Raw genomic sequence first — 21223 nt, forward strand, 5'->3', positions numbered from 1 at the left:
CGCGCCATTGCAAGGCGTGCGCAGGCATCTGACCCGCCCCCGCCAGTCATACCATCGCCACAAAGGGCCACAGTGCCCCACGACAAAAAACGATCGCTGCCGGGAGATACACGATGTTCAGCAAGCAAGACCAGATCCAGGGTTACGACGACGCACTGCTGGCGGCGATGAATGCCGAAGAACAGCGCCAGGAAGATCACATCGAGCTGATCGCCTCGGAGAACTACACCAGCCAGCGCGTCATGCAGGCCCAAGGCAGCGGCCTCACCAACAAATACGCCGAAGGCTACCCGGGCAAGCGCTACTACGGTGGCTGCGAGCACGTGGACAAAGTAGAGGCCCTGGCCATCGAGCGCGCCAAGCAGCTGTTCGGTGCCGACTACGCCAACGTCCAGCCGCACTCCGGCTCGTCGGCCAACGGCGCCGTCTACCTGGCCCTGCTGCAAGCCGGTGACACCATCCTCGGCATGAGCCTGGCCCACGGTGGCCACCTGACCCACGGCGCAAAAGTGTCGTCCTCGGGCAAGCTGTACAACGCGGTGCAGTACGGCATCAACACCGACACCGGCCTGATCGACTACGACGAAGTCGAGCGCCTGGCGGTCGAGCACAAGCCGAAAATGATCGTTGCCGGTTTCTCGGCCTACTCCAAGACCCTCGACTTCCCACGCTTCCGCGCCATTGCCGACAAGGTCGGTGCGCTGCTGTTCGTCGACATGGCCCACGTAGCCGGCCTGGTTGCCGCTGGCCTGTACCCGAACCCGATCCCGTTCGCCGATGTGGTGACCACCACCACCCACAAGACCCTGCGCGGCCCTCGTGGCGGCCTGATCCTGGCCAAGTCGAACGAAGAGATCGAGAAGAAGCTGAACGCCGCTGTATTCCCGGGCGCCCAAGGCGGCCCGCTGATGCACGTGATTGCCGCCAAGGCCGTGTGCTTCAAGGAAGCGCTGGAGCCTGGCTTCAAGGCCTACCAGCAGCAAGTGATCGAAAACGCCCAGGCCATGGCCCAGGTCTTCATCGACCGCGGCTACGACGTGGTGTCCGGTGGCACCGATAACCACCTGTTCCTGGTCAGCCTGATCCGCCAGGGCCTCACCGGCAAAGATGCCGACGCCGCCCTGGGCCGCGCGCACATCACCGTCAACAAGAACGCCGTGCCGAACGACCCGCAGTCGCCGTTCGTCACCTCGGGCCTGCGCATCGGCACCCCGGCCGTCACCACCCGCGGCTTCAAGGTTGCGCAGTGCGTGGCCCTGGCCGGCTGGATCTGCGACATCCTCGACAACCTCGGTGACGCAGACGTCGAAGCCGATGTGGCGAAGAACGTCGCGGCGCTGTGCGCAGACTTCCCTGTTTACCGCTGAGTGGAGTAAACGACCATGCAACGCTACTCGGGCTTCGGCCTCTTCAAACACTCCCTCAGCCACCACGAAAACTGGCAGCGCATGTGGCGCACGCCAACCCCTAAAAAGGTTTACGACGTGGTTATCGTCGGCGGTGGCGGCCATGGCCTGGCCACGGCCTACTACCTGGCCAAAGAGCACGGCATCACCAACGTTGCCGTGATCGAGAAAGGTTACCTGGGCGGCGGCAACACCGCCCGTAACACCACCATTGTGCGTTCCAACTACCTGTGGGACGAGTCGGCGCAGCTGTACGAGCACGCCATGAAGCTGTGGGAAGGCCTGTCCCAGGACATCAACTACAACGTCATGTTCTCCCAGCGCGGCGTGTACAACCTGTGCCACACCCTGCAGGACATTCGTGACTCCGAGCGCCGCGTCAGCGCCAACCGCCTCAATGGTGTCGATGGCGAGCTGCTGAACACCGCCCAGGTCGCGGCCGAAATCCCGTACCTGGACTGCTCGAAGAACACCCGTTACCCGATCCTTGGCGCAACCGTTCAGCGCCGTGGTGGTGTAGCCCGCCACGACGCCGTGGCCTGGGGCTATGCCCGCGCTGCCGACGCCCTGGGCGTGGACCTGATCCAGCAGACCGAAGTGATCGGCTTCCGCAAGGAAAACGGCGCGGTCATCGGCGTGGAAACCAACAAAGGCTTCATCGGCGCCAAACGCGTCGGCGTGGTCACCGCGGGTAACTCCGGGCACATGGCCAAGCTGGCCGGTTTCCGCCTGCCGCTGGAATCGCACCCGCTGCAAGCGCTGGTATCCGAGCCGATCAAGCCGATCATCGACAGCGTGATCATGTCCAACGCCGTGCACGGCTACATCAGCCAGTCCGACAAGGGCGACCTGGTAATCGGTGCCGGTATCGACGGCTGGGTCGGCTACGGCCAGCGCGGTTCGTACCCGGTGATCGAGCACACCCTGCAGGCCATCGTGGAGATGTTCCCCAACCTCTCGCGCGTGCGCATGAACCGCCAGTGGGGCGGCATCGTCGACACCTCGCCGGACGCCTGCCCGATCATCACCAAGACCCCGGTCAAGAACATGTTCTTCAACTGCGGTTGGGGCACTGGCGGCTTCAAGGCGACCCCGGGTTCGGGCAACGTCTTCGCCGCGAGCCTGGCCAAGGGCGAAATGCACCCACTGGCCGCGCCGTTCTCCATGGACCGTTTCTACAACGGCGCACTGATCGACGAACACGGCGCCGCCGCCGTCGCCCACTAACCGGAGACACCGTCATGTTGCATATTTTCTGTCCCCACTGCGGCGAGCTGCGCTCCGAAGAAGAGTTCCACGCCTCTGGCCAGGCGCACATCGCCCGCCCGCTGGACCCTGCCGCCTGCTCCGACGAGGAGTGGGGTACCTACATGTTCTACCGTGATAACCCACGCGGTATTCACCATGAACTGTGGGACCACGTTGCCGGTTGCCGCCAGTACTTCAACGTCACCCGCGACACCGTGACCTACGAAATTCTGGAAACCTACAAGATTGGCGAAAAGCCGCAAGTGACCGCCAACGGTAAAGCTGCGAACGCACCGTCGACCGTCAAAGGCCAAGGGGAAAAAGTATGAGCCAGACCTATCGCCTCGCCAGCGGCGGCCGCATCGACCGCAGCAAGGTCCTGAACTTCACTTTCAACGGCAAGACCTACCAGGGTTATGCCGGTGACAGCCTGGCCGCTGCGTTGCTGGCCAACGGCGTCGACATCGTTGGCCGCAGCTTCAAGTACTCGCGCCCACGCGGCATCATCGCTGCCGGTACCGAAGAGCCGAACGCCATCCTGCAGATCGGTTCCAGCGAAGCCACCCAGATTCCGAACGTGCGCGCCACCCAACAGGCGCTGTACGCAGGCCTTGTTGCCACCAGCACCAATGGCTGGCCTAACGTCAACAACGACGTGATGGGCATCCTCGGCAAGGTGGGCGGCAGCATGATGCCCCCGGGCTTCTACTACAAAACCTTCATGTACCCGAAATCGTTCTGGATGACGTACGAAAAGTACATCCGTAAAGCGGCAGGCCTTGGCCGTGCACCGCTGCAGAACGACCCGGACAGTTACGACTACATGAACCAGCACTGCGACGTGCTGATCGTCGGCGCCGGCCCTGCTGGCCTGGCCGCTGCACTGGCTGCTGCGCGCAGCGGCGCCCGTGTGATCCTGGCTGACGAGCAGGAAGAGTTTGGCGGCAGCCTGCTCGACAGCCGCGAAACCCTCGACGGCAAGCCTGCCGCCGACTGGGTCAACGCCGTGATCAAAGAGCTGGAAGGCCTGCCGGAAGTGACCCTGCTGCCACGTGCCACGGTCAACGGCTACCACGACCACAACTTCTTGACCATTCACGAGCGCCTCACCGACCACCTCGGCGACCGCGCCCCGATCGGCCAGGTACGCCACCGTGTGCACCGTGTACGCGCCAAGCGCGTGGTACTGGCGCCCGGCGCCCACGAGCGCCCGCTGGTGTACGGCAACAACGACGTACCGGGCAACATGCTGGCTGGTGCTGTGTCCACCTACGTTCGCCGCTACGGCGTGGCACCGGGCCGCAAGCTGGTGCTGTCGACCAACAACGACCACGCCTACCGCGCCGCGCTGGACTGGCACGACGCTGGCCTGCAAGTGGTCGCCATCGCCGACGCCCGCCACAACCCACGTGGCTCGCTGGTTGAAGAAGCGCGTGCCAAAGGCATCCGCATCCTCACCTCCAGCGCCGTGGTCGAGGCCAAAGGCAGCAAGCATGTCACCGGCGCCCGCGTGGCGGCTATTGATGTGCAGGCGCACAAAGTTACCAGCCCAGGCGAAACCCTTGAGTGCGACCTGATCGCAACCTCCGGTGGCTACAGCCCGATCGTGCACCTGGCTTCGCACCTGGGCGGTCGCCCAGTGTGGCGTGACGACATCCTCGGCTTCGTACCGGGCGATGCGCCGCAGAAACGCGAGTGCGTGGGCGGTATCAATGGCGTCTACGCCCTCGGTGACGTGATTGCCGATGGCTTCGAAGGCGGCGTTCGCGCAGCCACCGAGGCGGGCTTCAAGGCCTCTGTCGGCACCCTGCCAAAAACCGTGGCGCGCAAGGAAGAGGCCACTGTGGCACTGTTCCAGGTGCCGCACGACAAAGGCAGCAAGGGGCCGAAGCAGTTCGTCGACCAGCAGAACGACGTGACCGCCGCAGGTATCGAGCTGGCCACCCGTGAAGGCTTCGAGTCGGTCGAGCACGTAAAACGCTACACCGCGCTGGGTTTCGGTACCGATCAGGGCAAACTGGGCAACATCAACGGCCTGGCCATCGCCGCCCGTTCGATCGGCATCACCATCCCGGAAATGGGCACCACCATGTTCCGCCCCAACTACACGCCGGTGACGTTCGGCGCCGTAGCGGGCCGTCACTGTGGCCACCTGTTCGAGCCCGTGCGCTTCACCGCCCTGCATGCCTGGCACGTGAAGAACGGCGCCGAGTTCGAAGACGTCGGCCAGTGGAAGCGCCCTTGGTACTTCCCCAAAGCCGGTGAAGACATCCATGCCGCGGTGGCCCGCGAGTGCAAGGCCGTGCGCGACAGCGTGGGCCTGCTGGACGCCTCGACCCTGGGCAAGATCGACATCCAGGGCCCGGACGCCCGTGAGTTCCTCAACCGCATCTATACCAATGCCTGGACCAAGCTGGACGTGGGCAAGGCCCGCTATGGCCTGATGTGCAAGGAAGACGGCATGGTCTTCGACGACGGCGTAACCGCCTGCGTTGGCGACAACCACTTCATCATGACCACCACCACCGGCGGCGCCGCCCGTGTGCTGCAGTGGATGGAGCTGTACCACCAGACCGAATGGCCGGAGCTGAAGGTGTATTTCACCTCGGTTACCGACCACTGGGCCACCATGACCTTGTCCGGCCCCAACAGCCGCAAGCTGCTCAGCGAGCTGACCGACATCGACATGGACAAGGAAGCCTTCCCGTTCATGACCTGGAAGGAAGGCAACGTCGGCGGCGTGCCGGCCCGTGTGTTCCGTATCTCGTTCACCGGTGAGCTGTCGTACGAAGTCAACGTGCAGGCCAACTACGCCATGGGCGTGCTGGAACAGATCATCGAGGCGGGCAAGAAGTACAACCTGACCCCGTACGGCACTGAGACCATGCACGTACTGCGTGCCGAGAAGGGCTTCATCATCGTGGGCCAGGACACCGACGGTTCGATGAACCCGGACGACCTGAACATGAGCTGGTGTGTGGGCCGCAACAAACCATATTCGTGGATCGGCCTGCGTGGCATGAACCGCGAGGACTGCGTGCGCGAGAACCGCAAGCAGCTGGTAGGCCTGAAGCCGGTCGACCCGACCAAGTGGCTGCCGGAAGGCGCCCAGCTGGTGTTCGACCCCAAACAGCCGATCCCGATGGACATGGTTGGCCACGTTACCTCCAGCTACGCGTCCAACTCCCTGGGCTACTCGTTCGCCATGGGTGTGGTCAAAGGTGGCCTCAAGCGCATGGGCGAGCGTGTCTACTCGCCGCAGGCAGATGGCAGCGTGATCGAGGCGGAAATCGTGTCTTCGGTGTTCTTCGATCCGAAGGGTGAGCGGCAAAACGTCTAAGGCCCCCGGATGGTGGCGCCGAACCCTGTGGGAGCGGGTTTACCCGCGAATGCGATGTTGGCCTCACTGGCCTCTTCGCGGGTGAACCCGCTCCCACAGGTTCGGCGTTGCTCGGAACTACAGAATTCAAGGCAGGTAAGAAATGAGCGCTATCAACGTCTTCCAGCAAAACCCCGGCGCCGAGGCCAAGGCCCAGTCGCCACTTCACCATGCCGACCTGGCCAGCCTGGTTGGCAAAGGCCGCAAGAACGCAGGCGTGACCCTGCGTGAACGCAAGTTCCTTGGCCACCTGACCCTGCGTGGCGACGGCCACAACCCGGAATTCGCCGCCGGCGTGCACAAGGCCCTGGGCCTGGAGCTGCCAGTGGCCCTGACCGTGGTCGCCAACAACGACATGTCGCTGCAATGGGTTGGCCCCGACGAGTGGCTGCTGATCGTGCCCGGTGGCCAGGAACTGGCGGTCGAGCAAAAGCTGCGCGCGGCCCTTGATGGCCAGCACATCCAGGTGGTCAACGTCAGCGGCGGGCAAAGCCTGCTGGAACTGCGCGGCCCGAACGTGCGCGAAGTGCTGATGAAATCCACCAGCTATGATGTTCACCCGAACAACTTCCCGGTGGGCAAGGCCGTGGGCACCGTGTTCGCCAAGTCGCAACTGGTGATCCGCCGTACCGCCGAAGACACCTGGGAGCTGGTGATTCGCCGCAGCTTCGCCGACTACTGGTGGCTGTGGCTGCAGGACGCTTCGGCCGAATACGGCCTGAGCATCGAAGCTTAAGGAGAGCAGAACATGAGTCGGGCACCGGATACCTGGATTCTCACCGCCGACTGCCCGAGCATGCTCGGCACCGTCGACGTGGTGACGCGTTACCTCTTCGAGCAGCGCTGCTACGTGACGGAGCACCACTCCTTCGATGACCGGCAGTCGGGGCGCTTCTTCATTCGCGTCGAATTCCGCCAGCCGGATGATTTCGACGAAACGGGCTTCCGTGCCGGCCTGGCCGAGCGCAGCGAAGCGTTCGGCATGGCCTTCGAGCTGACCGCACCCAATCACCGCCCCAAGGTGGTGATCATGGTGTCCAAGGCTGACCACTGCCTGAATGACCTGCTGTACCGGCAGCGCATTGGCCAGCTGGGCATGGACGTGGTAGCGGTGGTTTCCAACCACCCCGATCTCGAGCCCCTGGCGCACTGGCACAAGATCCCCTACTACCACTTCGCCCTCGACCCCAATGACAAGGCGGGGCAAGAGCGCAAGGTGCTGCAGGTGATCGAGGAGACAGGTGCCGAGCTGGTTATCCTCGCCCGTTACATGCAGGTGTTGTCACCCGAGCTGTGCCGGCGCCTGGATGGCTGGGCGATCAACATTCACCACTCGCTGTTGCCAGGGTTCAAAGGCGCCAAGCCTTACCACCAGGCTTACAACAAGGGCGTGAAAATGGTCGGTGCCACCGCGCACTACATCAACAACGACCTGGACGAAGGGCCGATCATTGCCCAGGGCGTCGAGGTGGTGGACCACAGCCACTATCCGGAAGACCTGATTGCCAAGGGGCGGGATATCGAATGCCTGACCCTGGCGCGGGCTGTGGGTTATCACATCGAGCGGCGGGTGTTCCTCAACGCCAACCGCACGGTCGTGCTCTGACATCCTGTACCGGCCTCTTCGCGGGACAAGCCCGCTCCCACAGGTTCATCGCCATGTTCGAAAGAGCGGTGAGCCTGTGGGAGCGGGCTTGCCCGCGAATGGCCTCACACCTTTGTACCTGCCGCTAAAAGACATCCCCCTGTCGCTTCCAGTCAGCGCACCCCGGCCTATCAGGCCCACAATTCCCTGCATTCCAGTAACACAAGCCGCCCATGGATGGCGGCGCGTTCAACCACCGCTGCATAAATAAAAATCAAGCGAGGTAAGAGCATGTCTGGCAATCGTGGAGTGGTATATCTCGGCGCCGGCAAGGTCGAAGTGCAACACATCGACTACCCGAAAATGCAGGACCCGCGTGGCAAGAAGATCGAGCACGGCGTCATCCTGAAGGTGGTCTCCACCAACATCTGCGGCTCTGACCAGCACATGGTCCGTGGCCGCACCACTGCCCAGGTCGGCCTGGTTCTGGGCCACGAAATCACCGGTGAAATTGTCGAGATCGGGCGTGACGTCGAACGCCTGAAAATCGGTGACCTGGTGTCGGTACCGTTCAACGTTGCCTGCGGCCGCTGCCGCTCCTGCAAAGAGATGCACACCGGCGTCTGCCTCACCGTCAACCCGGCCCGCGCCGGTGGTGCCTACGGCTACGTCGACATGGGCGACTGGACCGGCGGCCAGGCTGAGTACGTGCTGGTGCCATACGCCGACTTCAACCTGCTGAAACTGCCGGACCGCGACAAGGCCATGGAAAAGATCCGTGACCTGACATGCCTGTCCGACATCCTGCCTACCGGCTACCACGGTGCCGTGACGGCTGGCGTAGGCCCAGGCAGCACCGTTTACGTTGCGGGCGCTGGCCCGGTCGGCCTGGCCGCTGCTGCCTCGGCCCGCCTGCTGGGCGCCGCCTGTGTCATCGTCGGCGACCTCAACCCGGCCCGCCTGGCCCACGCCAAGTCGCAAGGCTTCGAAGTGGTCGACCTGTCCAAGGACACCCCGCTGCACGAGCAGATCATCGACATCCTCGGTGAGCCGGAAGTGGACTGCGCCGTCGACGCCGTCGGCTTCGAGGCCCGTGGCCATGGTCACGAAGGCGCCAAGCACGAGGCCCCGGCCACCGTGCTGAACTCGCTGATGCAAGTGACCCGCGTGGCCGGCAACATCGGTATCCCGGGCCTGTACGTAACCGAAGACCCAGGCGCGGTAGATGCCGCCGCCAAGATCGGCGCGCTGAGCATCCGCTTCGGCCTGGGCTGGGCGAAGTCGCACAGCTTCCACACCGGCCAGACCCCGACCATGAAATACAACCGCCAGCTGATGCAGGCGATCATGTGGGACCGTATCAACATTGCTGAAGTGGTGGGGGTACAGGTGATCAACCTGGATCAGGCGCCAGAAGGGTATGGCGAGTTTGATGCGGGTGTACCGAAGAAGTTTGTGATTGACCCGCACAAGATGTGGGGCGCGGCTTGATCGCAGCCCATGATGCCCCTCGCTGAGAGGGGCATTTTCTTTGGCCTGTGGGCCTAGCGGCGCGATGCCGATGCCCCACCGCCCACCGTGCCATGCACCGTTGCTGGACCCTTGCCTGGATCAGCAATTACCTCAAAAGCTCGGTGGTGCGTACCGTTCGGCGCGCCGAGGTGACGGCGATGCGGTGCGCCTGCCCCGCTATCGCTGGAAACAGCAGGGCAGTTGACGTCTATGAACGAAGGTCGTCGAATTTAGAACTGTTGCCCCAGCTAAATATCCCCCTACTATTATTGATCGGATTTCCTGGTTTAGGGGGCGCTGGTAGCGTAGTAGTCCGAATTTCCTGCATGGATTTCTCCATAAATTCTTGAGTGAGAAGGGCACTCGCAATATTTGTCTCCTTCATTATATTTACTGCAGCTTTGAAATTGGCATCATTAAAGTCACTTAGCGGTAAATTGTGTTTGTTTGCGTACTCTAGGTTTGATTGCGACAAGGTGGGAGGGGCGGAAAGTGCAGGCCCACGTTTAAGTACACTTAGGTTTTGTTTCGTGATGCTTAGGCTAGGCCCTTTTTTTTCAATAGGGCTATTGAGTTGTGCTATGGTTTGGTTTCTTTCGTTGGCGAGCTTGACAAGAGAAGAGTATTTTTCGATAACGCTTTTCTTACGCTCTCTTCTGCCCAATAGATTTTGATAGCCTTTTACTACGCTTCTCACAAATTGGGGAGCCTGCCCCGTGGGGTCAGTATAATTGATTGGGTCGCCTGATACGTAACAATAGGCATTGATGCCGCCGCGTTGAAAAGGGCTCGCCTCATCAGGCGAACCGAAGCGCATTAGCGCTGAGGAATATGCCCGATACGATCCCAATAGGTAACTGCCAGTGGGGAGGACAGCTGGCTCGCGATTGTACCCAAGTAAACTGTGCGCAGAGGGTAGGTTCTGATCGAATCCGTACGCAGAGTAGGTGTGCGTTTCGTTTTTTGTGTCATCTACGACCCTGTAGATAGAGCCTGAAGCATCTTCCGCTAGCAAGTATGTGGTGTCGGGCTCAACTTGGAACTCTGCAAGTGCGAACGTCGCTGAATGGAAGATTCGGCGGTGGAAGATATTGGTTTGGACAACACTGATGTTGTCACCTTGATGAAATAATTTAAGCGAGTCGACATGATTACTCATTGAGCTGTCTCCGGTGTTGGGATAATGGGCCGGCTGTCTCATCGAGTATTCACGCTGACGGTATGAACGTCTACTGTCAAAAATGATAGGTCAGTGGCTCCTGCTTAAAATGCTCGGCTAGCGAACCCCGAAGTTTATCTTGGTACTTGATGTTGGAGCCGTGTTGACCGGTGGCTCGGAACAATTTCATTGATCACCAGTCATATGCCTCGTTTCCCAGGCCATCCCGGCCGACGAGGTCCCTCCCGATGAAAGCACTCACCTTGGCAACACTGATGACCCTGGCCGCTACCCCGGTGTTCGCCTTCAATCTCAGCGACGCTGCCAACGCTGTGTCCGCCCTGCAAAACCAGAAACAACAAGGGCAGGTGCAGGCCCCCGAGGTGCAGGCCAATTTGCTCAACACCCTCGGCAGCCAGTTGAACATCACCCCCGAACAGGCGGTAGGCGGGGCAGGAGCCATGCTGGGGTTGGCGCGCAATAACCTTAGCAGCGATGACTATGGGCAACTGACCAAAGCGGTGCCAGGGCTGGACCTGTTGGCCGGGGCCAACGCGCTGGGCGGCTTGAGTGGCTTGGGCGATTTGCTGGGCAAGAACAGCGAAAACCAGTCGGCTCTGAGCAACGCACTGGGCAACAACGTGGAAAACCGCAGCGATCTGGACAGTGCGTTCAAGGCGCTGGGGATGGATACCGGGATGATCGGGCAGTTTGCGCCGTTGATTCTGCAGTACCTTGGCCAGCAGGGCATCGCCGGGTCGCTTCTGCAGAACCTGGGCAGTCTGTGGACCACGCCGGCGCCAATAAATACGCCATCGGTATGATTGGGCTGGACATGGGATTGGTCAGGAGTGGAACCACCTGACCATCGCCATGTTCAATCGAGCTTGCTGTTTTGGCACTTCACTACGGATTCTGGTGAGATCCGCAAGGTAATCCGCCCGCATTTCCGGGTCATGCACCAGTGCCAGATCCACTGGCGCAGCCAGGGACTGTTTCGCCCCCGCCAGTTCATTGGCCAGAGTTACAACCTCACTCAACGGCACGCTTGGATTTCTCCGGTCTTCAAACGGCATTCGACCACCGTTTGCCAGTGGGTTTCTATTGGCGCGTGGCTGCTGAGTTTGCAAGCGCTGCCTGTTGAGGGACCGATTGAGATCCTGAGCCGTTTGGGGGGGAGGACCATCGCGCGTCAGTATTACGGCGTGGCGGCGTAATCGATTGACAGCTACATGCCCGTCTGGATCTACGCTGTTTATGGGGTCTCCTGCACAATAGCCATAGGCATTGAGCCCCCCCTTGCCGAACGGGCTCCAGCTATCAGGTGCGAAGAATCGCATTGTTACCGGGCTGTACAGACGATAGCCATTTCCAAGTGGATAGTATCCTGTCGATGTGTCGATGGGCTCTGCGTTGAATCCGAGTAGTATCTGCGCTGATGAGACCCCCGTGGAGTAGCCATAGGCTGAATACGTAAGCGTTGCTTTGCTTCTCATGCTATTGGCCTCGGGGAGGGCGCTCTAGGTCTCAGAGTCGCAGATCAATATAAAGGATATTGGTCCACTGCTTTGTCGCGTAAAATAAATGATTTTTCTTGAATGGATGTAATTTTAGCCAGCACACTCGGTAATGAAGATCTGGCCTTCATTTGGATACGTAGGCGGCCAAGGTCTTCCATGTTGTCGAACCACCCGTCGACCAGTGCGTAATAGGCGCGTCTGTCTTTGTAAATTTTGCCAGGTGAGGCTGGGTTTGCAAGTATGGAGCGAAGTCCGCCATCACCTTGGCCTTTGTTTTTTTGGGGGCGTTTAGGACTGGACAGTTGGAGGTGCTCGGAGGCAGGGGCGGTTGAGCTCTGCCCTTCAGGCATTTTTTCTGAATGTTTGTAGACTGGTTTATCGCGAGCAGGAACTTTCAGCTTTTGAGATCCTAAAGGTGCCGTCGGCTTGAGACGGCTTTTGGCGAGTTTTAATAACTTTGGGTCCAAATGGCCGCTGGGGTCAGTGAAATTGATCGGATCTCCTGCGCAGTAGCCATATAAGTTTAGTCCGCCGGCATCGAACGGGCTCAGGCTGTCGGGTGATAGAAACCTCATTAGCGCCGGGCTGTAGCTGCGGTATCCCATACCCAAGGCGTAACTTTGAGTTAACAGATCGTAATGTTCACCGTTAAAGCCAAGCAAGATTGCATGGCTTGTTTTATCGTGATGTTGGCCGTGGGGGCTGTAGGAGCGCAAGATTCCTGGCATGAAGTTGGGCCTCGGATGATGTCATATCTACAGTCTTGATCTTCGCGAGGCCACGCACAACTAGCAAAAATATCAGTACCCGTCGCCAGTATCAGCTTGCTTCGGAGAAGTCCATCAGGCGCACTGGGCGGCGGAAACCGGCAGTCAGGGTCGCCAGATAGGCCAGCCCCAAGGCAAACCAGCACAACCCGATCATCAGCGTCAGCGCCGACAGGCTGGTCCACAGCCACAGTGTCAGCGCCAACCCCACCAGCGGCACCACGCCATAGCTCACCAGCCCCCTGGCATTACGCTGGCTAGCGTCATCCATCAGGTGCGTCTTCACCACTGCCAGGTTCACCGCCGAGAACGCCACCAGCGCACCAAAGCTGATCAGCGAGGCGAGGGTGGACAGGTCGATCACCAGCGCCAGCAGCGAGAATGCCGACACCAGCAAAATGGCGAACACCGGCGTACCAAAGCGCGGTGAAAGATAACCAAAGCTGCGCCGTGGCAGCACGTTGTCGCGGCCCATGGTGAACAGGATGCGCGACACCGCCGCTTGCGAGGCCAGCGCCGAGCCCAGGCTGCCTGCAACATAAGCGGCGGTGAAGAAGTTGGTAAGGAACTGCCCGCCCGCCTTGAACATCACTTCGTTGGCCGCTGCATCGGCATTGGCGAAGCTGCTGCCTGGCAGCACCAGTTGGCTGACATAGGCCAGCAGGGTGAAGAGCAAGCCGGCAAACAGGGTGGTGAGGATGATCGCCCGTGGCACGTCGCGGCGTGCGTCGCGGCATTCTTCGGCCAAGGTCGATACGGCGTCGAAGCCGAGGAACGACAGGCACAGCACCGCTGCGCCAGCCATCAGATGGCCGAAGCCTGGCTTGCTGCCGTCACCCAGCAGCGGCGAGAGCAGGTCGAGCGGCTGGCCGGCGAGTGTCTGGCAGGACAGCGCGACAAACACGCCGATAAATACGATCTGCGCGCCGACGATCAGGTTGCTGGTCTTGGCCACCGAGTTGATGCCGACCACGTTCAGCACTGTCACCAGGGCGATGCAGGCGAGTACGAAGGCCCAGGCGGGCACTGCCGGGAACGCGATGTTGAGGAACAGGCCGATCAGCAGGTAGTTGATCATCGGCAGGAACAGGTAGTCGAGCAGCAGCGACCAGCCGGCAAGGAAGCCGATATTGGGGCCAAAGGCCATGTTGGTGTAGGAATAGGCCGAGCCCGCCACCGGGAAGCGCTTGACCATGAAGCTGTAGGACGCAGCGGTGAACAGCATGGCCACCAGGGTGACCAGGTAGGCGCCGGCGGTGCGGCCACCGGTGAGTTCGGTGACGATGCCGTAGGTGGTGAAGATGGTCAGTGGGACCATGTAGACCAGGCCGAAGAACACCAGGGCGGGCAGGCCGAGGACACGGCGGAATTGGGCGGGGGCGGAGCTAGGTTGGTTGGCCATTGATCGATCCAGGCTTTTTGTAATTGTGCTTTGATCGATTTTTATCCACTTAGGTGGGGTGTGACAAAGAAGTAATCCTAATGTTGATTATTAGCCTGGGTTTTAATCGGGATTGTGCTTTGCCTGTTCTGGCCTCTTCGCGGGTAAACCCGCTCCCACAGGTATAGCACTGCCTTTGAGTGCGACGCCCTCCCTGTGGGAGCGGGTTTACCCGCGAAGAGGCCCGGTCAGACGATAAACATATCAGCCCATTTCGGCCTTGAGCAGCTCGATCCGCTGGTCCTTCGCCGACCACAGCTGGTTCACCCAGGCCTGTACGGTCTGCCGGAACTCGGGGTCATTCTCGTAATCGCCCGCCCACAATGCCGGGTCCAGCTCCCGCACCTGAATGTCGATAATCACCCGGCTAATGCTGCCATTGAGCAATGCCCAGAACCCCGGTGCCTGGTTGCCGGGGTACACGATGGTCACGTCCAGCAGTGCATCCAGTTGTTCACCCAATGCCGCCAGCACAAAGGCCACGCCGCCAGCCTTGGGCTTGAGCAGGTAGCGATACGGTGACTGCTGTTCCTGGCGCTTGGTTTCGGTAAACCGGGTGCCTTCCAGGTAATTGACCACGGTCACTGGCTGACGCTTGAACAGCTCGCAGGCCGCCTTGGTGATCTCCAGGTCCTTGCCCTTGAGCTCGGGGTGCTTTTCCAGAAACGCCTTGCTGTAGCGCTTCATGAACGGGTAATCCAGCCCCCACCAGGCAAGGCCCAGCAGCGGAACCCAGATCAATTCCTTTTTGAGGAAGAACTTGAAGAAAGGCGTGCGGCGGTTGAGGCTTTCGATCAACGCCGGGATATCGACCCAGGTCTGGTGGTTGCTTACCGCAAGATAGGAGGTGTCCTTACGCAGGTTCTCTACGCCGCGGATGTCCCACTTTGTAGGAATGCACAGGGCGAAGATGGCCTTGTCGATTTCCGACCAGGTTTCGGCCACCCACATCACTGCCCACGAGGCATAGTCGCGGCCACGGCCCGGCAGCACCAGCTTGAGCAGGGCAAAGACCAGCAGCGGGCAGATCAACACAACAGTATTGAGCAGCAGCAGAGTGGTAGTAAGAATGCCGGTCAGCAGGCGACGCATAAAGAGACTCTTGTTGTGGGAAATAAACGGCTGGCAATGATAAGCAGGGCAGTGTCCTACGCCAAATGTCCAATGCCCTGCGGCGGCAACAAATGTTTCACATTATGTTGATTAGGCTTGGGACAGCGAACCTATCCTGCCAGTGCAGTCTAAGCACTGACCCTTCTCAAGGAAGCCTGCTTGTGAAATCTCTGTTTGCCATGTTGTCACTGTTGGCGCTGCCAGTAATGGCCGCCGAACCTACAATCTACGGCCGGTACGAGAACATCGCCCTGCCCGAGCTGGGCGAAACCCTGAAGGCCAAGATGGACACCGGTGCCTTCACCGCGTCGCTGTCGGCCAAGGACATTGAGCTGTTCAACCGCGATGGCGACGAGTGGGTACGTTTCCGCTTGGCGACCAAGGACTCGGACGGCAAGGTGTACGAGCACAAGGTCTCGCGCATCAGCAAGATCAAGGGCCGTGCCGATGAAGAGGAAGAGGGCGATGCGCCGGAAATTTCCAAGCGCCCGGTGGTGGACCTGGAGCTGTGCCTGGGTGACGTGAAGCGCACCGTGGAAGTGAACCTGGTGGACCGCAGCAGCTTCAACTACCCGCTGCTGGTGGGGTCCAAGGCGCTGCGTGAGTTCAAGGCCGCGGTCAACCCGGCCAAGAAGTTTACCGCTGGCAAGCCTGATTGCTGATCCAGGCTGCCTGCACTGGCCTCTTCGTGGGCACGCCCGCTCCCACAGGTTAACGCTGCTCTCGAAGGCTGGGCAGTACGTGTAGGAGCTGGCTTGCCTGCGATGGGCCGCAAAGCGGCCCCATGATCTCAGCGCTGAAGCAGATATTGCCGGGGCCGCTCTGCGGCCCTTTCGCGACACAAGGCCGCTCCTACACAATAGTGCGTCGCCATCGACATCTGCACAGGCCGCGCATCCATGCCCCATATCCTCATCGTCGAAGACGAAGCCGCCATCGCCGACACCCTGGTCTACGCCCTGCAGGCCGACGGCCACAGCACCGAATGGGTGACCCTGGGCGGCGCTGCCCTCGACCAGCAGCGCCAGCGCCCGGCCGACCTGATCATCCTCGACATCGGCCTGCCTGACATCAGTGGCTTCGAAACCTGCCGCCAATTGCGCCGTTTCAGCGACGTGCCAGTGATGTTCCTCAGCGCCCGTGACGGTGAAATCGACCGGGTGGTGGGCCTGGAAATTGGTGCCGACGACTACGTGGTCAAACCCTTCAGCCCGCGTGAAGTGGCTGCGCGGGTGCGGGCGATCCTCAAACGCATGGGCCCCAGGGCCGACCCGGCTACCGATGCGGCATTGTTCCAGCTCGACACCCTGCGCATGCAGATCACCTATCGCGGTCAGCCACTCACGCTGACCCGCCACGAATTCCGCCTGCTGCAATCCCTGCTGGAGCAGCCGCAGCGGGTGTTCAGCCGAGAACAGCTGCTTGATGCCCTGGGGGTGGCCTCTGATGCCGGGTACGAGCGCACCATCGACAGCCATATCAAAAGCCTGCGCGCCAAGCTGCGCCAGGTCGCGGGTGATGCCGAGCCGATCCAGACCCACCGCGGCCTCGGCTACAGCTACAGCCCGGACCATGCCTGATGCGCCTGGGCATCCGGATCTTCCTGGTGTACTTCCTGTTCGTCGGCCTGGCGGGCTACTTTCTGCTCAACACGGTGCGTGAACAGATTCGCCCGGTGGTACGCCAGTCTTCCGAAGAAACACTGGTCGACACCGCCAACCTGCTGGCCGAGATCCTGCGCGATGACGTCAAGGCCGGCACCTTGAGCCAGAGCCGCCTGCCGCAAGTACTCAAGGCCTACGGCTCGCGCAGCCCGGGCGCGCAGATCTGGGGCCTGGCCAAGAACCAGGTCAGCCACCGCATCTATGTCACTGACGCCAAGGGCATCGTGCTGCTGGACTCCAGCGGTGAGGCGCTGGGCAAAGATTACTCGCAGTGGAATGACGTGCTGCTGACCCTGCGTGGCCAGTACGGCGCGCGCTCCACCCGCAGCGACCCCAATGATGAAAGTACCTCGGTGATGCACGTTGGCGCACCGATCACCGACGACGGCAAGGTCATCGGCGTGGTCACCGTGGCCAAACCCAACAGCTCGCTGCAGCCGTACATCGACCGTTCCGAGCGGCGCCTGCTCACGCTGGGCCTGGGGCTGATCGGCCTGGGCTTGCTGATTGGCGCGGCGCTGTCGTGGTGGCTGGCACGCTCGCTCCGCCGGCTGGCCCGTTATGCCCAGGCGGTCAGCGAGGGTGAGCGGGCTGCGTTGCCGCACTACAAGGGCGGCGAGCTGGCGCACCTGGCCCAGGCGGTGGAACGCATGCGTACCCAGCTGGAGGGCAAGGCCTATGTCGAGCGCTATGTGCATACCCTGACGCACGAACTGAAAAGCCCGCTGGCGGCCATCCGTGGGGCTTGCGAGCTGCTGCAGGACGAGGGCATGCCCGCCGACCAGCGCGCGCGCTTTGCCGGCAATATCGAGCGCGAGAGCGAGCGCTTGCAGCAGATGGTCGAGCGCCTGCTAAACCTGGCCAGGGTCGAGCAGATGCAGGCCCTGGAGGATGAACAGCAGGTGGCGCTGGCGGCGCTGGTGGACGAGTTGTTGTTGGCTCATGGGGCGCGGATCGAAGGCGCCGGTTTGCACGTGCGTCAGCGGGTGCCGGCTGGTTTGCGCTTGCTGTGTGATCCGTTCCTGATGCGCCAGGCGCTGGCCAACCTGCTGGATAACGCACTGGATTTCACCCCCGCAGGTGGCGCCCTGCTGTTTGACCTGGAGCGCGACGGCGAGCGGGTGGCATTGAGCCTGTTCAACCAGGGGCAGGCGATACCGGCGTATGCCATCGGGCGGGTCAGCGAGCGGTTCTACTCGTTGCCGCGGCCAGGGAGCGGGCGCAAGAGCACCGGGCTGGGGCTGAATTTTGTGGCCGAGGTAATGCAACTGCATGGCGGGGCGCTGGCGGTGGATAACGTCGATGGTGGGGTGCGGGTGCGTTTATGGCTGCCGGTGCGGCGTATCAGCTGAAATAGCCGGGGCTGCTTTGCAGCCCATCGCGACGCAAGGCCGCTCCCACACGAACTGCGCTGTATTTTGAACCTGCTCGGTACCTGTGGGAGCGGCCTAGTGTCGCGATGGGTCGCGAAGCGGCCCCAAAAACACACAATCTCCACACAGTCTCCCCAAGGCCTCCACGCAAGGCGCAGACACTGCGCCCACTGCCACAGGAGGCCCCATGACCAAGACCCTCGGTTACAAACTCGGCATGATCGCCGTGCTCATAGTGCTGCTGCTCATCCCGCTGCTGCTGATCAACGGCCTGATCGATGAGCGCCAGGCCCTGCGCGACAACGTGCTGCGCGACATCGCCCAAAGTGCCAGCTTTGACCAACAGCTCAGCGGCCCGCTGCTGGTGGTGCCGTACCGCAAGTACCAGCGCCGCTGGATCGAAAAGGACGGCGAGCGCACCCAGGAAACCAGCACCATTGCCGGCCACTTGTACTTCCTGCCGGACACCTTCGCCGCCGACCTGGGCGTGGACACCGAACTGCGTGCCCGCGGCATCTATCAGGCCCGGCTGTTCCACGCCAAGGGGCGTATCAGCGGCCGCTTCAGGCTCCCGGAGCGTTGGGGTATCGACAAGGACTTCGACGACTACCGCTTCGACAAACCCTTCCTGGTGGTGGGCATCAGCGATATCCGCGGCATCGAGAATGGCCTGGAACTGAGCATGGACGAACAGAAGGTGCCGTTCGAGGCGGGCACCCAGCTCGACTGGATGCGCGGTGGCGTGCATGCCAGCCTGCCGGGTTTGGACGGTATGCAGGCACGGGAATTCAGCTACGGCTTCGACCTTGCTTTGCAAGGCACCGGCCAGTTGCACATCGTGCCGGTGGGCCGCACCAGCAGCGTTGACATGCGTGCCAACTGGCCGCATCCGAGCTTTGTCGGCAGCTATCTGCCCAACCGCCGAGACATCGATGCGCAAGGCTTCAGCGCCCACTGGCAGACGTCGTTCTTCGCCACCAACCTTGAAGATGCCCTGCGCCAATGCGCCACTGCCGGCCAGTGCGAAGACTTCAGCGAGCGCAGCTTCGGCGTGAGCTTTGTCGACCCGGTGGACCAGTACCTGAAGAGTGAGCGGGCGATCAAATACGCGTTGCTGTTCATCGCGCTGACCTTTGCCGGCTTCTTCCTGTTCGAAGTGTTGAAAAACCTGAGTGTGCACCCGGTGCAGTACATCCTGGTGGGTGTGGCGCTGGCGTTCTTCTACCTGCTGCTGTTGTCGTTGTCCGAGCACATAGGCTTTGGCCTGGCGTACGGGCTGTCGGCTTCGGCGTGTGTGCTGCTGATCGGCTTCTACCTCAGCCATGTGTTGCGCAGCCTGGCACGAGGGGTGGGGTTTGCGGCGGGGTTGGCGGCGCTGTATGCGCTGCTGTATGGGCTGCTGAGTGCCGAGGACTATGCGCTGCTGATGGGCTCGCTGCTGTGCTTTGGCTTGCTGGGGGTGTTCATGGTGCTGACCCGACGGCTGGACTGGGCGCGGGTGGGGAGGTCGGCATGAGGGAGGACAAAGAAATCGGGCGGTGGTTGGCCTACAGGATCGGGCTGTTGTTTCCTGTGGCAGCCAAGTGAGAAATTCGCAGCACAAGGCTGCTTCTACAGGCGGTGGCATCCCCTGCAGGAGCAGCCTGGGCTGCGAATGTCCCTGTCAGGCTGTCGGTGCTGTGGCGACCATCGACGGCCGCTTGGCCACCTCTGCATACCACGCCGCCAACCCAGGCTGGCGCTCACGCCAGCCAAACTCCGGCTGACGCAGATCCAGGTATCCCAGCGCACAGGCCACGCCAATCGCCGCCAGGTCGAACCCGGACACCAGCTCGGGCAGGTGCTCCTGCTCCAGGTTGGCCAGGCTACGGCGGATCTTGTCGCCTTGCGCCAGCAGCCAGCCGTCCCAGCGTTTGTCTTCTGGGCGCAGGAAGCTTTCATAGCGCGACGATACTGCTGCATCCATGATCGCATCGGCCTGCGACACCAGTGTCAGGCGCCGCCAGCGCGCCGAGCCTTCGCGGGGCAGCAGTGGCAGGCCGACATGTTGCAGGTCGAGGTATTCGCAGATCACCCGGCTGTCATGCAGCACGGTGCCGTCATCCAGGCGCAGGGCCGGGATCTTGCCGATCGGGTTGTCGTGGTTGAGCTGCGGGTCGCCGCTGACCGGGCTGATGTTGACCGGTTGCAGCGTCACGCGCTCAAGCTGGGCGGTCTCGTGCAGCACCACCATGACCTTGCGCACGAAAGGGGACAATGGCGAGTGGAACAGGGTCATCGTGGCCATGGTTCAGTTGCCCTGCAGGCTGGGTGGCAGGCATACACCGGTGCCGCCGATGCCGCAGTAGCCTTGCGGATTCTTGGCCAGGTACTGCTGGTGGTAGGCCTCGGCGAAGTACACGGTCGGTGCCTGGTCGATTTCGGTGGTGATTTCACCGAAGCCGGCCTTGTTCAGTTCCGCCTGGAAGGCGTCGCGGCTGGCCTTGGCCTGTTCCAGCTGTTCAGGGCTGGTGCAGTAGATGGCCGAGCGGTACTGGGTGCCGACATCGTTGCCCTGGCGCATGCCCTGGGTCGGGTTGTGCAGTTCCCAGAACATCGCCAGCAGCTCGCGGTAGCTGACCTTGTCCTTGTCGAACACCACCAGCACCACTTCGGTGTGGCCGGTCAGGCCCGAGCAGACTTCTTCGTAGGTAGGGTGAGGGGTGAAGCCGCCGGCGTAGCCGACCACGGTGCTGACCACACCTTCACGCTGCCAGAAGCGCCGCTCCGCGCCCCAGAAGCAACCCAGGCCGAAGATGGCGAAGTCGATGGCGCCTTCGAAGAAGGGGCCGAGCAGCGGGGTGCCTTCGAACACGTAGTGGAACTCGGGCAGGCTCATTGGCGTTTCGCGGCCAGGCAGGGCCTGTTCCGCAGTTGGCATGACGTTTTTGTTCACCAGGATTTCCGAACGCAGGACCATGGCCGTTCCTCTGTGTTTATTCAGTGGGATAGGTGTTGGGGCATTCGCAGCACAAGGCTGCTCCTACAGGGCACGCGCTTTTCTGTAGGAGCAGCCT

At 61.6% G+C, this 21223-nt stretch carries 20 protein-coding genes and 1 pseudogene; 14 read left to right on the forward strand and 7 right to left on the reverse strand.

The features are described from left to right. Positions 1–113: 113 nt before the first annotated feature. From E8E78_RS01765 to E8E78_RS01800, 8 genes are all read left to right on the forward strand, one after another. Positions 114–1367 (forward strand): serine hydroxymethyltransferase, encoded by a 1254-nt coding sequence (locus E8E78_RS01765; RefSeq protein ID WP_016497629.1) that lies wholly within the window; start codon positions 114–116, stop codon positions 1365–1367. A 15-nt stretch (positions 1368–1382) separates the two neighbouring features. Beyond that, the gene (locus E8E78_RS01770) at positions 1383–2633 is read left to right on the forward strand and encodes a sarcosine oxidase subunit beta family protein (RefSeq protein WP_016484536.1); all 1251 of its coding nucleotides are present in this window, start codon (positions 1383–1385) and stop codon (positions 2631–2633) included. 14 nt (positions 2634–2647) lie between these two features. Next, complete coding sequence (locus E8E78_RS01775; protein ID WP_016484537.1) at positions 2648–2983, forward strand: sarcosine oxidase subunit delta; 336 nt, start codon at positions 2648–2650, stop codon at positions 2981–2983. After that, positions 2980–5994 (forward strand): sarcosine oxidase subunit alpha, encoded by a 3015-nt coding sequence (locus E8E78_RS01780; protein ID WP_016497630.1) that lies wholly within the window; start codon positions 2980–2982, stop codon positions 5992–5994. The genes E8E78_RS01775 and E8E78_RS01780 overlap by 4 nt, the downstream gene beginning before the upstream one ends. Positions 5995–6136: 142 nt before the next feature. Continuing rightward, on the forward strand, positions 6137–6769 hold the full coding sequence (gene soxG, locus E8E78_RS01785; RefSeq protein ID WP_012270121.1) for a sarcosine oxidase subunit gamma family protein: 633 nt from the start codon (positions 6137–6139) through the stop codon (positions 6767–6769). A 12-nt stretch (positions 6770–6781) separates the two neighbouring features. Beyond that, positions 6782–7639 carry a formyltetrahydrofolate deformylase gene (gene purU / locus E8E78_RS01790; RefSeq protein ID WP_016484540.1) on the forward strand — a complete coding sequence of 286 codons (858 nt, stop codon included), beginning with the start codon at positions 6782–6784 and terminating at the stop codon, positions 7637–7639. 270 nt (positions 7640–7909) lie between these two features. Continuing rightward, positions 7910–9109 carry a formaldehyde dehydrogenase, glutathione-independent gene (gene fdhA / locus E8E78_RS01795; protein WP_016497631.1) on the forward strand — a complete coding sequence of 400 codons (1200 nt, stop codon included), beginning with the start codon at positions 7910–7912 and terminating at the stop codon, positions 9107–9109. A 70-nt stretch (positions 9110–9179) separates the two neighbouring features. Beyond that, entirely contained in the window at positions 9180–9335 is a 156-nt protein-coding gene (locus E8E78_RS01800) for a hypothetical protein (protein WP_197863493.1), read from the forward strand. 3 nt (positions 9336–9338) lie between these two features. On the opposite strand, the gene E8E78_RS01805 is transcribed toward E8E78_RS01800, so the two are convergent. Beyond that, the gene (locus tag E8E78_RS01805) at positions 9339–10289 is read right to left on the reverse strand and encodes an RHS repeat-associated core domain-containing protein (protein ID WP_280312481.1); all 951 of its coding nucleotides are present in this window, start codon (positions 10287–10289) and stop codon (positions 9339–9341) included. Positions 10290–10537: 248 nt separating this feature from the next. Between E8E78_RS01805 and E8E78_RS01810 the strand changes: the two genes are divergently transcribed. Together E8E78_RS01810 and E8E78_RS01815 are read left to right on the forward strand one after the other, a co-directional pair. After that, positions 10538–11113: a DUF2780 domain-containing protein gene (locus E8E78_RS01810; protein WP_049274020.1), complete on the forward strand. Its 576-nt coding sequence runs from the start codon at positions 10538–10540 to the stop codon at positions 11111–11113. 27 nt (positions 11114–11140) lie between these two features. Continuing rightward, a complete protein-coding gene (locus E8E78_RS01815) occupies positions 11141–11506 on the forward strand; it encodes a hypothetical protein (protein ID WP_232862022.1) in 366 nt (121 codons plus the stop codon). A gap of 12 nt (positions 11507–11518) precedes the next feature. Here the strand turns inward: E8E78_RS01815 and E8E78_RS01820 are convergent. The 4 genes and pseudogenes from E8E78_RS01820 to E8E78_RS01835 all read right to left on the reverse strand — a co-directional run. Further along, a pseudogene (locus E8E78_RS01820) lies at positions 11519–11785 on the reverse strand (RHS repeat-associated core domain-containing protein); the annotation flags it as partial. Between the two features lie 44 nt (positions 11786–11829). After that, a complete protein-coding gene (locus E8E78_RS01825; protein WP_080889190.1) occupies positions 11830–12537 on the reverse strand; it encodes an RHS repeat-associated core domain-containing protein in 708 nt (235 codons plus the stop codon). A gap of 91 nt (positions 12538–12628) precedes the next feature. Beyond that, on the reverse strand, positions 12629–13978 hold the full coding sequence (locus tag E8E78_RS01830; RefSeq protein WP_151326336.1) for an APC family permease: 1350 nt from the start codon (positions 13976–13978) through the stop codon (positions 12629–12631). Positions 13979–14221: 243 nt separating this feature from the next. After that, positions 14222–15109 (reverse strand): acyltransferase, encoded by an 888-nt coding sequence (locus E8E78_RS01835; RefSeq protein ID WP_061203599.1) that lies wholly within the window; start codon positions 15107–15109, stop codon positions 14222–14224. A 182-nt stretch (positions 15110–15291) separates the two neighbouring features. On the opposite strand from E8E78_RS01835, the gene E8E78_RS01840 reads away from it, so the two are divergent. The 4 genes from E8E78_RS01840 (at position 15292) to creD (ending at position 19683) form a co-directional block, all read left to right on the forward strand. Further along, positions 15292–15792, forward strand: coding sequence for an ATP-dependent zinc protease (locus E8E78_RS01840; RefSeq protein ID WP_016497636.1), 501 nt, complete (start codon positions 15292–15294; stop codon positions 15790–15792). 237 nt (positions 15793–16029) lie between these two features. Beyond that, the gene (creB, locus tag E8E78_RS01845; RefSeq protein WP_016497638.1) at positions 16030–16710 is read left to right on the forward strand and encodes a two-component system response regulator CreB; all 681 of its coding nucleotides are present in this window, start codon (positions 16030–16032) and stop codon (positions 16708–16710) included. Continuing rightward, positions 16710–18146 carry a two-component system sensor histidine kinase CreC gene (gene creC, locus E8E78_RS01850; protein WP_049274028.1) on the forward strand — a complete coding sequence of 479 codons (1437 nt, stop codon included), beginning with the start codon at positions 16710–16712 and terminating at the stop codon, positions 18144–18146. Before creB ends, creC begins: the two co-directional genes overlap by 1 nt. Before the next feature lie 208 nt (positions 18147–18354). Continuing rightward, on the forward strand, positions 18355–19683 hold the full coding sequence (creD, locus tag E8E78_RS01855; protein WP_059394971.1) for a cell envelope integrity protein CreD: 1329 nt from the start codon (positions 18355–18357) through the stop codon (positions 19681–19683). Positions 19684–19830: 147 nt separating this feature from the next. Here creD and E8E78_RS01860 read toward each other — a convergent pair whose 3' ends face one another. Continuing rightward, positions 19831–20454 carry a glutathione S-transferase gene (locus E8E78_RS01860; protein ID WP_049274032.1) on the reverse strand — a complete coding sequence of 208 codons (624 nt, stop codon included), beginning with the start codon at positions 20452–20454 and terminating at the stop codon, positions 19831–19833. Positions 20455–20457: 3 nt separating this feature from the next. Continuing rightward, entirely contained in the window at positions 20458–21126 is a 669-nt protein-coding gene (msrA, locus tag E8E78_RS01865) for a peptide-methionine (S)-S-oxide reductase MsrA (RefSeq protein WP_049274033.1), read from the reverse strand. Positions 21127–21223: the final 97 nt, after the last annotated feature.

The sequence above is a fragment of the Pseudomonas sp. BN505 genome (assembly GCF_029873175.1).
Classification (GTDB): Bacteria; Pseudomonadota; Gammaproteobacteria; order Pseudomonadales; family Pseudomonadaceae; genus Aquipseudomonas; species Aquipseudomonas putida.